General features: G+C 60.1%; 9 protein-coding genes and 2 riboswitches. Of the genes, 5 read left to right on the top strand and 4 right to left on the bottom strand.

The window, feature by feature from the left end:
• Window positions 1-1,062, bottom strand: coding sequence for a cobalamin biosynthesis protein CobW (gene cobW, locus FBY01_RS28215; RefSeq protein WP_145310536.1), 1,062 nt, complete (start codon window positions 1,060-1,062; stop codon window positions 1-3).
• A 99-nt stretch (window positions 1,063-1,161) separates the two neighbouring features.
• Window positions 1,162-1,376, bottom strand: a riboswitch (cobalamin riboswitch).
• A gap of 176 nt (window positions 1,377-1,552) precedes the next feature.
• Window positions 1,553-1,781, top strand: a riboswitch (cobalamin riboswitch).
• A 118-nt stretch (window positions 1,782-1,899) separates the two neighbouring features.
• Between cobW and FBY01_RS28210 the strand changes: the two genes are divergently transcribed.
• The 4 genes from FBY01_RS28210 to cobM all read left to right on the top strand — a co-directional run bounded on the left by FBY01_RS28210 (window position 1,900) and on the right by cobM (window position 4,062).
• A complete protein-coding gene (locus FBY01_RS28210) occupies window positions 1,900-2,091 on the top strand; it encodes a CbtB-domain containing protein (protein WP_010460909.1) in 192 nt (63 codons plus the stop codon).
• Between the two features lie 11 nt (window positions 2,092-2,102).
• Window positions 2,103-2,807, top strand: a complete 705-nt coding sequence (locus FBY01_RS28205; protein ID WP_077747684.1) for a CbtA family protein — start codon at window positions 2,103-2,105, stop codon at window positions 2,805-2,807.
• Window positions 2,804-3,217, top strand: coding sequence for a cobalamin biosynthesis protein (locus tag FBY01_RS28200; protein ID WP_102595008.1), 414 nt, complete (start codon window positions 2,804-2,806; stop codon window positions 3,215-3,217). Before FBY01_RS28205 ends, FBY01_RS28200 begins: the two co-directional genes overlap by 4 nt.
• A gap of 98 nt (window positions 3,218-3,315) precedes the next feature.
• Window positions 3,316-4,062 (top strand): precorrin-4 C(11)-methyltransferase, encoded by a 747-nt coding sequence (gene cobM, locus FBY01_RS28195; protein ID WP_145310538.1) that lies wholly within the window; start codon window positions 3,316-3,318, stop codon window positions 4,060-4,062.
• 156 nt (window positions 4,063-4,218) lie between these two features.
• On the opposite strand, the gene nfuA is transcribed toward cobM, so the two are convergent.
• The 3 genes from nfuA to FBY01_RS28180 all read right to left on the bottom strand — a co-directional run bounded on the left by nfuA (window position 4,219) and on the right by FBY01_RS28180 (window position 8,367).
• Window positions 4,219-4,803 (bottom strand): Fe-S biogenesis protein NfuA, encoded by a 585-nt coding sequence (gene nfuA / locus FBY01_RS28190; protein WP_007898222.1) that lies wholly within the window; start codon window positions 4,801-4,803, stop codon window positions 4,219-4,221.
• Between the two features lie 57 nt (window positions 4,804-4,860).
• The gene (locus FBY01_RS28185; protein WP_010460918.1) at window positions 4,861-5,895 is read right to left on the bottom strand and encodes an acyltransferase; all 1,035 of its coding nucleotides are present in this window, start codon (window positions 5,893-5,895) and stop codon (window positions 4,861-4,863) included.
• A 186-nt stretch (window positions 5,896-6,081) separates the two neighbouring features.
• Window positions 6,082-8,367: a fatty acid cis/trans isomerase gene (locus FBY01_RS28180; RefSeq protein WP_145310540.1), complete on the bottom strand. Its 2,286-nt coding sequence runs from the start codon at window positions 8,365-8,367 to the stop codon at window positions 6,082-6,084.
• Between the two features lie 155 nt (window positions 8,368-8,522).
• Here FBY01_RS28180 and metH point away from each other — a divergent pair, with 155 nt between their 5' ends.
• Window positions 8,523-12,233, top strand: coding sequence for a methionine synthase (gene metH, locus FBY01_RS28175; protein WP_102595011.1), 3,711 nt, complete (start codon window positions 8,523-8,525; stop codon window positions 12,231-12,233).
• Window positions 12,234-12,503 lie beyond the last annotated feature (270 nt).

Here is a 12,503-nt window from a genome sequence, read left to right as displayed (position 1 = left end):
TTAAACGCTGAGCGCGGCGCGCAATTGCGCTTCAAGCAGCGTGGCGTCCAGCTCCTGACCGATCAACACCAGACGCGTGTTGCGCGCTTCATCGATGCCCCACTGACGGTCGAAGTGCTTGTCGAAACGTGTGCCCACGCCCTGAATCAGCAAGCGCATCGGTTTGTTCGGAATCGCCGCGAAACCTTTGACCCGCAGAATGCTGTGCTGGACCACCAGTTGGGTCAGCGCGTCCAGCAGCAGGCTTTCGTCGGCTTGGGGCAATTCGATGGAAATGGAGTCGAAGGCGTCGTGGTCGTGATCGTCTTCGCCTTCGTGGTGGTGATCGTGATGGCTGTGACGGCTGTCGATGTGTTCTTCGGAACCGGCACCGAGACCGATCAGCACGTCCAGTGGCACGCGGCCGCTGCTGGCTTCGATGACTTTGACGGCCGGTGGCAGTTCTTCGGCGACTTCCAGGCGCACCCGGGCCAGATCTTCAGGGCTGATCAGGTCGGCCTTGTTGAGGATCACCAGGTCGGCGCTGGCCAGTTGGTCGGCGAACAGCTCGTGCAGCGGCGATTCGTGGTCCAGGTTCGGGTCGAGTTTGCGCTGGGCATCGACCCGATCCGGGAACGCGGCGAACGTGCCAGCGGCGACGGCCGGGCTGTCGACCACGGTGATGACCGCGTCAACGGTGCAAGCGCTGCGAATTTCCGGCCACTGGAAGGCTTGCACCAGCGGTTTTGGCAGGGCCAGGCCCGAGGTTTCGATGAGGATGTGGTCGAGATCGCCACGACGGGCGACCAACTCGCGCATCACTGGGAAGAATTCTTCTTGAACGGTGCAGCACAGGCAACCGTTGGCCAATTCGTAGACGCGGCCGTTGGCCTCTTCTTCGGTACAGCCGATGGAGCACTGCTTGAGGATTTCGCCATCGATGCCCAGCTCGCCGAACTCGTTGACGATCACCGCAATGCGGCGGCCCTGAGCGTTGTCGAGCATGTGCCGCAGCAAGGTGGTTTTGCCCGAGCCGAGGAAGCCGGTAACGATGGTGACGGGGAGTTTGGCCAGTGTTTTCATCGGATGCCCTTTGGCAAGGTGGCGGGCATACGGGACGACAATCGCTGCGACGGATGCGCGCGCGGAAGAGTTCGCCACCGGATCACCCCGCCCGGTTGTAGTGAGAATCTGTGTCGAGGCAGGTCTCCTGGCTGACGGTGTGCCGGTCGATGGACCTGGCATTCGCTGCGCCTTCCCGCGAACCCGTTGCACAGGGTTTGCAGTGGCGTGGCAGCGAACATCACCGTTCACAGTTGCGGGGGCAGCCGCGGCATCGACCGCGTTCCCTTCTTAGCTTCGGCAAATGCCGAAGAACCTCGAAAGCGCAAGGCTACGCATGGTGTGGGGGCGGGTCAATGTCTTGTGGCGCTCTCACCGGCGCCTTCGCGGGCACGCCTCGCTCCTGCGGGACAGCGGTGCGTTTACAGGAGCGAGGCGTGCCCGCGAAGAATTCACCTGGCCATCGAATGAGAACCCATGCCAATTGACGTCAAACCCCCGCCCATGCTCTCCTACACGCCTTGTTACGGGTGCCCTTCACAGGGTGAAACGGGAAACCGGTGAATCATGTGCTTTACTCCAAGCCATGTCAGTCCGGTGCTGCCCCCGCAACGGTAAGCGAGCGAAGCGTCAGATCCACTGTGCCAGCAGTTCGGCATGGGAAGGTGATGCTTGCAGGTACAGGCGCAAGCCTTGACCCCTCGTGAGCCCGGAGACCGGCCCGCAACACAAAGTGACCTTTACGTCACTGAATAACAAACCCGCGGTGGGCGGGCGCTGTTTGAACCTCTGTGCGCCCGATTCGCAGGGGTCTTCCATGCGCTCTATTCACCCGCTGACAGACCAGAGGGATGCGCCATGTCGATCATCAGCAGCACCGACCACAGCACCGCCAGTACCACCACAACCCTGAGCCAACGCCTGACCGCCGCCGTGTGTGCGTCGATCCTTGGCGCATGCCTTGTGTATTTCGCTGGGTTCTCGCACATCGAAGCGGTGCACAATGCCGCGCACGACACCCGTCACAGCTCTGCCTTCCCGTGCCATTGAGACCTGCTGACATGATCAAGCGTATTGCGCAAACCGCAGGTTTCACAGGGCTGCTGGCCGCCCTGCTGCTGACCCTGCTGCAAAGTTTCTGGGTATCGCCGCTGATTCTGCAGGCCGAAACCTACGAAAAATCCGAGCCGGCCGCTGTTGAAGTTCACGAACACGCCGCCGGTGCCGCCGCTCACACTCACGACGCCGAAGCCTGGGAGCCGGAAGACGGCTGGCAGCGGGTGCTGTCGACCACGGGCGGTAACCTGGTGGTCGCCGTCGGTTTCGCCCTGATGCTCGCGGGCCTCTACACCTTGCGTGCACCCACCAAAACCTCCCAGGGCTTGCTTTGGGGCCTGGCCGGTTACGCGACCTTCGTGCTGGCCCCGACCCTCGGCCTGCCGCCTGAACTGCCGGGCACTGCCGCGGCTGATCTGGCGCAACGGCAACTCTGGTGGATCAGTACAGCCGCCTCAACGGCGGTCGGCATCGCCTTGATCGTGTTCAGCCGTCACTGGCTGATGAAGATCCTTGGCGTGGCGATTCTCGCCGTTCCGCACATGATCGGCGCGCCGCAACCGGAAGTGCACTCGATGCTCGCTCCGCAAGCGCTGGAAGCGCAGTTCAAAATCGCGTCGCAGCTGACCAACGTCGCGTTCTGGCTGGCCCTGGGCCTGATCAGCGCCTGGTTGTTCCGCCGCAAAAGCGATGGCCAATACCACGCATGATTGATCCCCGCACAGCGCCGACTTTAGTCGTCGGCCTGGGCTGCCAGCGCGGCTGCCCCGCCAGCACGTTGCGGGCGTTGATCGATCAGGCATTGCAGGCTCATCAAATCGGACTTCACCAGATCAAGGCCCTGGCCAGTATCGACCTGAAGCGTGATGAGCCTGGCCTGGTCGAGCTCGCCGAACAACTGGCGTTACCGCTGATGTATTTCAGCAGTAAGCAACTGGAAGGTTACAAACCGCAACTCAGCCATCATTCGGACATCGCGTTCGAACGCACCGGCTGCTACGGCGTGGCGGAAAGTGCCGCCCTGGCCCTCGCCGAACACTTGGCCCAGGCCCCGGCAAAACTGCTGATTTCGCGACAAAAATATGCCCAGGCCACCCTGGCATTGGCCTGCGTTGCGTAAGACCCCCGATAATCCCCGCCTTCGATCATGAGCAATCTTCATCTGAAGCCTTGCCCAAGCCCCTTTTCTGACAGACTCTTTATTCAAAGGAACGGACGATGACCGTCTACTTCATTGGCGCAGGTCCCGGCGACCCGGAACTGATCACCGTCAAAGGCCAACGGCTGATTCGCAGTTGCCCGGTGATCATCTATGCAGGCTCTTTGGTGCCCGCCGCCGTGCTCGAAGGCCATGGTGCCGAACAGGTGGTCAACAGCGCCGAATTGCACCTGGAGCAAATCATCGAACTGATCAAGACCGCCCATGCCAACGGCCAGGACGTGGCGCGGGTGCATTCCGGTGATCCGAGTCTTTACGGAGCGATTGGCGAGCAGATTCGCTGTCTGCGCGAACTCGGGATTGCGTTTGAAATCATCCCGGGGGTCACAGCGACTGCCGCGTGTGCGGCGCTTTTGGGGGCTGAACTGACCCTGCCCGACATTTCACAGAGTGTGATTCTGACCCGCTACGCCGACAAAACCGTGATGCCGGCCGGTGAAGAACTGGGGAGCCTGGCCCAGCACGGGGCGACCATGGCGATTCATTTGGGGGTCAATCATCTGGAGAAGATCCTGGCGGAGTTGCAACCACATTACGGCGCCGACTGCCCGATTGCGGTGATTCACCGGGCGACCTGGCCGGATCAGGATTGGGTGGTGGGGACGATTGCGGACATTGCCGGGAAGGTTGAAGCCAAGGGATTTCGCCGCACGGCGTTGATTCTGGTGGGTCGGGTGTTGGGCAGTGATCAATTCAGCGAGTCGTCGCTGTACCGCGCCGGACATGCACATCTCTACAGGCCATAGGGCCCTCCCACATTGGATCTGCGGCGGAAACAGATTGGGTATCCAATGATAGTCCCCTGTGGGAACGAGCCTGCTCGCGATGGGGCCAGTGAATTTCACCCATAAAAAAACGGCACTCACGGGTGCCGTTTTTTCATTTCGCAGCGAACACCTTACTTAGTAGTAGGCGTTTTCTTTCTGCGTGTGGTCAGTCACATCGCGTACACCCTTGAGCTCGGGAATGCGCTCGAGCAAGGTGCGCTCGATGCCTTCGCGAAGGGTGACGTCTGCCTGGCCGCAGCCTTGGCAACCGCCGCCGAATTTCAATACGGCGATGCCATCTTCGACCACATCGATCAAGCTGACCTGACCGCCGTGGCTGGCCAGCCCCGGATTGATCTCGGTTTGCAGGTAGTAGTTGATGCGCTCGTTGACCGGGCTGTCAGCGTTGACCATCGGCACTTTGGCGTTGGGCGCCTTGATCGTCAGTTGGCCGCCCATGCGGTCGGTAGCGTAGTCGACGACCGCGTCGTCCAGGAAAGCTTCGCTGAACGAATCGATGTAAGCGGTGAAGCTTTTGAGCCCCAGCGCGGTGTCTTCAGGTTTCTCTTCGCCCGGTTTGCAGTACGCAATGCAGGTTTCGGCGTACTGGGTGCCAGGCTGGGTGATAAAGACGCGGATGCCGATACCCGGGGTGTTCTGCTTGGAGAGCAGATCAGCCAGATAATCGTGTGCGGCGTCGGTGATGGTAATAGCGGTCATGGAAACTCCTCGCAGGCTTGGGCGCAGTTTACGCCAATCATCGCGCCGTACAAAGTCCTAGTATTTTTGTCGGGAAAGAGCCGGAACAGCGTTTCTTGCCGATTCACCGTCGATCCACTCTTTAAGCCACCGATAGCTGCATTTTTCGACATATTCGTAACTTGCCCAGGAAGCCACGCCGATGGTCACCACACAAACGGCGAACATCACGTAGGGATTTACCCCATAACGCTGGGCGACAAATCCGCCGACAGACAGCACCAGCACATGCATCAGGTAAACCGAATAGGAACAATCGCCAAGCACCTTGAACAGACGGGTGTTCTCGAAAAAGCGTTCCAGCGCCATGCACGCCATCACCAACACCGCACCGGGCACGCCCCAGGCCAGGAAGCGTGGCTGCGGTGCCAGGTTATAAATCGCCAGCAACGCGCCGCCAATCCCCAGCAAGGGCAGCCAGACACCCGGCTTGATCCAGCCGCGCCGGTAGATCATGCCGATGGCGATCCCCAGCAGAAACTCATAAACAATGTCCGAGCGGTAGAACTCGCTGATCCAGCCATAACCGGTCCACGCCTGGCACACCGCAAACAGCAACGCCGCGACGATCAGCAGCCGAACCTGCAAACGGAACAGCAACGCCCAGGCAAACAGCACGTAGAACAGCATTTCGTAATTCAGCGTCCAGCCGACATTGAGGGTCGGATAGATGCCGTAGCCACCGGGGTTTTGTGTGGGAATGAATAACAGCGACAGCAGGACATGTGACCAGTCGACCGTCTGATCCGGCAACACAGGCTGTGCGAACACGACCACCAGCGCCATCAGCACCGTGTACAGCCAGTACGCCGGAACGATGCGAAACAGTCGATACAGGAGAAACCGTGCAGGTGGCAGCGATTTCCCTTCGGTGGACAGGAAGATCACCAGGCCACTGATGACGAAAAAGATATCAACGCCCACCGCGCCCTTGTCGATGAACATCTGACCCACGGGACCACGGGCCTTGAAGTCGAAGAATATCTGCATGAAATGGTGGCAGACCACCGTCCATGCCGCGACGGCGCGCAGTGCCTGTACTGAAATCAACATCGGCGCCCCTCCGATCGCACTCCACAAATCACCGCAGATCCTCGTAGGAGCGAAGCTTGCTCGCGAAGGCGATCGACCGGCCAACAATGATGTTGAATGTACCGGCCTCTTCGCGAGCAAGCTTCGCTCCTACAGGGGAATGGCGGTGCCTATTGAGTCCGACACCGACCAGCAGTCAAAGGTCGATTAAAGATTCTCGTACCGGTTCATATCCAACACGCCCTCTTCCACCGGCTCGGTTTCGTGGATGTAGCGACTCAGGTCATGGAAGTAGAACCAGAACTGCGGATGGCTGCGGCGAATGCCCCAGCGTTCGACGATTTTCTCGAAGCGGTGCGCATCCTTGGCGTTTTCCATCGCATCGACGAACGCCGGCACCTGGTCGGCGGGTATGTTGAACATGAAATTGGGGTAGCTGCTGAGCACGCCCGGGAAAATGGTCAAGGTGTCGAGCCCAGGCTGATAGCGCAGCGATTCGCCGAGCAGGAAGGCCACATTGCTGTGGGCCCGATTGCGCAGCAGGCTGTAGACCTCGCGCTTGCCGCTCGCCGTCTCGATGCGCAGCACCGTCGCTTCCGGCAATTGATTGATGACATTCAAACCGGCCGCCGGGCGTGACGTCAGGCGACTCAAGGCTTGCTCGGCACTCTGCAACGCCGGTTCGATGTTCGGTCGCGAACAGTAAGCGCCGTCGCAACGGTTAATCGGATCAGGCTTGGCATCGAGCTCGCCATAACGGGCCAGCAGTTGCATCGCGAAGTCGCGCTTGGGGTCCTTTTCATCCAGCTTCAGGGCCGTCGGCGTGTCATTGTCGATGGACTCGTAATCCAGCCACATTTTGAATTTGCCACCGCTTTGATACCAATCATCGAGGTAATCGTCCCGCGAATCGGCCGGCATCAAGCGCAGGAAATTCTGCTCGGCGCCGTTGCGGATCAGGTCGAAGTACAAGCGTGTCTGGGCCTGGTGAGACACGTTGCCGAACACGTCGAAGTTGACCACCAACTGATAATACGTGCGTTCCAGCAGCGGATAGTCAAACAGCCAGATGGTTTGCGGCACGTCGCCGATCAGGCCCTTGTTCACCGACGCGCTGTCGAAATGCCGAAAGATGCTCAGCAACGCGTTGTCGTTGCCTGCCCACAGGGTCGACCAGCTCGGCGCCGGCAGATCGGCGTAGTTGTCCCGGCGTAGCGCTTCGTACTCGTTGCGCTTGTCGCGGTAGTCATGCCACAGGCTCAGGACGCTGCCGACATCGTCGTTTTGTCCCGGCATCGCCAACAACGGCGTGGCCTGGCCGCGGTAGTTCGGGTCGGTGATGTAGAGGTCATGTTCCGGCGCCTGGAACAACGCCCAGAAGTTGTCACGAATCACGTCCGTGGCGATCTGGCCACGGCAGACCGGACCGCGAATGAAAGTACGGACGAAGTACTCGGCGTTATCGAGCATGAACTGATAACGCGCCTGAGCCGGGATCGCTTCAAACGTACTGAACGGATTGGCCCGGCGCTCCGGCCCGTATCCCGGCAAGGCATCGACCTGCCAGTTGCCGCTGTAAAAGAGTGTTTTGATCCGCGCCATCTTCGACGCGCTCAGCGGATAAGTGATGTGAGTCTTGTGCACGATCACGCCCTGCACCGGCCACAAACGGTAATAAATCCGAGTGCCCGGATCATCATTCGGCCGGCGCGTGTCGATCAGGTCGATCGGCTGCCCCGTCGGGGTGCGTGAACGGACCCATTGGAAGAAATGCCCCGACTCACCGTCCTTGAAGTAAATATGGGCGATATACCAATGCTCGAATAACCAGCGACCGACCAGACTTTCCCGGGCACCCGGGGCGTTGAGCAGGTTTTCCCACTGCACCACCTGCATGGCCTCTTTCGCGCTCGGGACCAGGCCTTGCTCATTGATGGGCGCACCCGAAGCCAGCCAGCGCTGGAGCGTCTGGTATTGCTGGTCGGTCAGGCCGGTGACGGCCAGCGGCATGCCTTCTTTCGGGTGGGTACTGGCGTAGCCGTCGAACTCCGCCGGCATGGCGCACATGTTTTCCCGGTTGAGGCCAAGGACGATGTCTTCCGGCAACCTGGCGTTGGGTTGCAACGGGGTTGTGTGGCCCAGTTCCAGCATTCGCGCCATCAACGCCGCCTGGCTGCCTTGGGCGTCAAGTACCGAATAGAAGCCTTTCTGCTGCCAGGCACGCTTGCCGAAAGCGTCATAAAACAACCGGGTCGGCGCCGCAGCCTGACTGCGTTCGCCGTCGTAGACCGGGGATTTGGTCCCGCCACGCGCCGCCCCTTCGCCGCTGCCCAGATTGAGCTGACAGGCGGAGTCGTAGCAGGCATGGCAGGCCACGCACTTTTCGGTGAAGATCGGTTGAATGTCACGTGTGTAGGAAATCGCCGGATCCTGCGCAGCGGCATCCCAGCTTATAAGCAGCATAAAGATGCTGGTGATGACGCGATACGACATGTCCCTGGTCCTGATCCTGAAAAAACGCCGCGATTCTACCGGTCTCGCCCCCTCACCAACATGAGCGATATTCATGCAAAACCGGAGCATGCTCTAAAAGCGCACAGGTTTGCTATTATCCCGGCCCTTCGTCATGGTCTTTTCGAGTAGTCCCAATGTCCGATCGCAGCGTTCGCCTTCAAGCTCTCAAGCACGCCCTCAAAGAGCGCATCCTGATTCTCGATGGCGGCATGGGCACGATGATCCAGAGCTACAAGCTCGAAGAGCAGGATTACCGGGGCAAACGCTTTGCTGACTGGCCAAGCGACGTCAAAGGTAACAACGACCTCTTGGTGTTGACGCGCCCGGACGTGATCGGGTCGATCGAGAAAGCCTACCTGGATGCCGGCGCCGATATTCTGGAGACCAACACGTTCAACGCCACCCAGGTTTCCCTGGCCGACTACGGCATGCAAGGCCTGGCATATGAGTTAAACGTAGAAGGCGCGCGCCTGGCACGCAAGGTGGCCGACGCAAAGACCCTGGAAACGCCGGACAAGCCGCGCTTCGTCGCTGGCGTGATCGGGCCGACCAGCCGCACCTGCTCGCTGTCACCAGACGTGAACAACCCCGGCTACCGCAACGTGACCTTCGATGAATTGGTTGAAAACTACACCGAGGCCACCAAAGGCCTGATCGAAGGCGGCGCCGACCTGATCCTGATCGAAACCATTTTCGACACGCTGAACGCCAAAGCCGCGATCTTCGCCGTGCAGGGTGTGTTTGAAGAGTTGGGTATCGAACTGCCGATCATGATTTCCGGCACCATTACCGACGCCTCCGGCCGAACCCTGTCCGGCCAGACCACCGAAGCGTTCTGGAACTCGGTCGCCCACGCCAAGCCAATCTCGGTCGGCCTGAACTGCGCCCTCGGTGCCAAAGAATTGCGCCCGTACCTGGAAGAACTGTCAAACAAGGCTGGCACCCACGTTTCGGCACACCCGAACGCCGGCCTGCCGAACGAATTCGGCGAGTACGATGAGCTGCCAGCGGAAACCGCCAAGGTCATCGAAGAATTCGCCCAGAGCGGTTTCCTCAACATCGTCGGCGGCTGCTGCGGCACCACGCCAGGCCACATCGAAGCCATCGCCAAAGCCGTGGCCGGTTATGCACCACGTGTCATTCCGGAAATCCCGAAGGCTTGCCGCCTCTCGGGCCTGGAGCCGTTCACCATCGATCGCAGTTCGCTGTTCGTCAACGTCGGCGAGCGTACCAACATCACCGGCTCGGCGAAATTCGCCCGCCTGATCCGTGAAGACAACTACACCGAAGCGCTGGAAGTGGCCCTGCAACAGGTTGAAGCCGGTGCCCAGATCATCGACATCAACATGGATGAAGGGATGCTCGATTCGAAGAAGGCCATGGTGACCTTCCTCAATCTGATTGCCGGTGAACCGGACATCTCCCGTGTGCCGATCATGATCGACTCCTCGAAGTGGGAAGTGATCGAAGCCGGCCTCAAGTGCATTCAGGGCAAGGGCATCGTCAACTCGATCAGCATGAAAGAAGGCGTCGAGCAGTTCATTCACCACGCCAAACTGTGCAAGCGCTATGGCGCCGCCGTGGTCGTGATGGCGTTCGACGAAGCCGGCCAGGCCGACACCGAAGCGCGCAAGAAAGAGATCTGCAAACGCTCCTACGACATTCTGGTCAACGAAGTCGGCTTCCCGCCGGAAGACATCATTTTCGACCCGAACATCTTCGCCGTGGCCACCGGCATCGAAGAACACAACAACTACGCTGTGGACTTCATCAACGCCTGCGCCTACATCCGCGACGAACTGCCCTACGCGCTGACCTCGGGCGGCGTGTCCAACGTGTCGTTCTCGTTCCGCGGCAACAACCCGGTGCGCGAGGCGATTCACTCGGTGTTCCTGCTGTATGCGATCCGCAACGGCCTGACCATGGGTATCGTCAACGCCGGTCAGCTGGAGATCTACGACCAGATCCCGGCCGAGCTGCGCGACGCGGTCGAAGACGTGGTGCTCAACCGCACGCCGAACGGCACTGACGCCCTCCTCGCCATCGCCGACAAATACAAGGGCGACGGCAGCGTCAAGGAAGCCGAGACCGAAGAGTGGCGCAACTGGGACGTCAACAAGCGTCTGGAGCATGCGCTGGTCAAGGGCATCACCACGCACATCGTGGAAGACACCGAAGAATCGCGCCAGTCGTTCGCCCGCCCGATCGAAGTGATCGAAGGCCCGCTGATGTCCGGCATGAACATCGTGGGCGACCTGTTCGGCGCCGGCAAAATGTTCCTGCCGCAGGTGGTGAAATCCGCCCGTGTGATGAAACAGGCCGTGGCCCACTTGATCCCGTTCATCGAACTGGAAAAAGGCGACAAGCCGGAAGCCAAGGGCAAGATCCTGATGGCCACGGTGAAAGGCGACGTGCACGACATCGGCAAGAACATTGTCGGTGTGGTGCTCGGCTGTAACGGCTACGACATCGTCGACCTCGGCGTGATGGTCCCGGCGGAGAAGATCCTGCAAGTGGCCAAGGAGCAGAAGTGCGACATCATCGGCCTGTCCGGTCTGATCACGCCTTCACTGGATGAAATGGTCCACGTGGCCCGCGAGATGCAGCGTCAGGATTTCCATCTGCCGCTGATGATCGGTGGCGCGACCACCTCCAAGGCGCACACGGCGGTCAAGATCGAACCGAAGTACAGCAACGATGCGGTGATCTACGTCACCGACGCCTCCCGCGCCGTAGGCGTGGCGACGCAGTTGCTGTCCAAGGAGTTGAAACCGGCGTTCGTCGAAAAGACTCGCCTGGAATACATCGACGTTCGCGAGCGCACCGCCAATCGCAGCGCCCGCACCGAACGCCTGAGCTACCCGGCCGCCATCGCCAAGAAGCCGCAGTTCGACTGGAGCACTTATGTGCCGGTCAAACCGACCTTTACCGGTTCCAGGGTGCTGGACAACATCGACCTCAAGGTTCTGGCCGAATACATCGACTGGACGCCGTTCTTTATCTCCTGGGACCTGGCCGGCAAGTTCCCGCGCATCCTCCAGGACGAAGTGGTCGGTGAAGCCGCTACCGCGTTGTATGCCGATGCTCAGGAAATGCTCGCCAAGCTGATCGACGAGAAACTCATCAGCGCCCGTGCGGTGTTCGGCTTCTGGCCGGCCAACCAGGTGCGTGAGGATGACATCGAAGTCTACGGCGATGACGGCAAGCCGATTGCCAAGCTGCATCACTTGCGCCAGCAGATCATCAAGACCGATGGCAAGCCGAACTTCTCCCTCGCCGACTTCGTCGCGCCGAAGGACAGCGAAATCACCGACTACGTGGGCGGATTCATCACCACGGCCGGGATCGGCGCCGAAGAAGTGGCCAAGGCCTATCAAGACGCCGGCGATGATTACAACTCGATCATGGTCAAGGCACTGGCCGACCGACTGGCCGAGGCGTGTGCCGAGTGGCTGCACCAGCAGGTGCGAAAAGAACACTGGGGTTACGCCAAGGACGAGACGCTCGACAACGAGGCGTTGATCAAAGAGCAATACACCGGCATCCGCCCTGCCCCGGGCTACCCGGCCTGCCCGGATCACACCGAGAAAAGCACCCTGTTTGCCTTGCTCGACCCCGAGGCCAGCGAAATGCAGGCCGGCCGCAGCGGCGTGTTCCTCACCGAGCACTACGCGATGTTCCCGGCGGCAGCAGTCAGCGGCTGGTACTTCGCTCATCCGCAGGCGCAATATTTTGCGGTGGGCAAAATCGACAAGGACCAGGTGCAGAGCTACACATCGCGCAAAGGGCAGGAACTGAGCGTGACCGAACGCTGGCTGGCGCCTAACCTCGGTTACGACAACTAACCCAGGCGCCTGGCCACAATATTGTGGCCAGATGAGCCCCCTGTGGGAGCGAGCCTGCTCGCGAAGGCGTTATAACGTTCAACGAAGATGTTGAATGCTATGGCCAATTCGCTAGCAGGCTAGCTCCCACAGTTGTTTTGGGTCGTTCACAAACGTGTGGATCAACCCGATCAAGTGTGGGAGATTCTATGGTTGAGGGGAAACCCTCAACTGACCTTTGACTGATATTCGCTTTGCCCTTTCAGCAAGGCGAATGCCACCCGCGCAAGC

This window comes from Pseudomonas sp. SJZ077, assembly GCF_007993905.1.
Classification (GTDB): domain Bacteria; phylum Pseudomonadota; class Gammaproteobacteria; order Pseudomonadales; family Pseudomonadaceae; genus Aquipseudomonas; species Aquipseudomonas mandelii.
The sequence above is the reverse complement of the archived record's forward strand: the minus strand, read 5'-3'. Positions and strand labels throughout refer to the sequence as shown.

Bases quoted from the DNA above. Each gene is read 5' to 3' on its own strand.
- cobW (WP_145310536.1), bottom strand. From the start codon at position 1,062: ATGAAAACACTGGCCAAACTCCCCGTCACCATCGTTACCGGCTTCCTC.
- FBY01_RS28210 (WP_010460909.1), top strand. From the start codon at position 1,900: ATGTCGATCATCAGCAGCACCGACCACAGCACCGCCAGTACCACCACA.
- FBY01_RS28205 (WP_077747684.1), top strand. From the start codon at position 2,103: ATGATCAAGCGTATTGCGCAAACCGCAGGTTTCACAGGGCTGCTGGCC.
- FBY01_RS28200 (WP_102595008.1), top strand. From the start codon at position 2,804: ATGATTGATCCCCGCACAGCGCCGACTTTAGTCGTCGGCCTGGGCTGC.
- cobM (WP_145310538.1), top strand. From the start codon at position 3,316: ATGACCGTCTACTTCATTGGCGCAGGTCCCGGCGACCCGGAACTGATC.
- nfuA (WP_007898222.1), bottom strand. From the start codon at position 4,803: ATGACCGCTATTACCATCACCGACGCCGCACACGATTATCTGGCTGAT.
- FBY01_RS28185 (WP_010460918.1), bottom strand. From the start codon at position 5,895: ATGTTGATTTCAGTACAGGCACTGCGCGCCGTCGCGGCATGGACGGTG.
- FBY01_RS28180 (WP_145310540.1), bottom strand. From the start codon at position 8,367: ATGTCGTATCGCGTCATCACCAGCATCTTTATGCTGCTTATAAGCTGG.
- metH (WP_102595011.1), top strand. From the start codon at position 8,523: ATGTCCGATCGCAGCGTTCGCCTTCAAGCTCTCAAGCACGCCCTCAAA.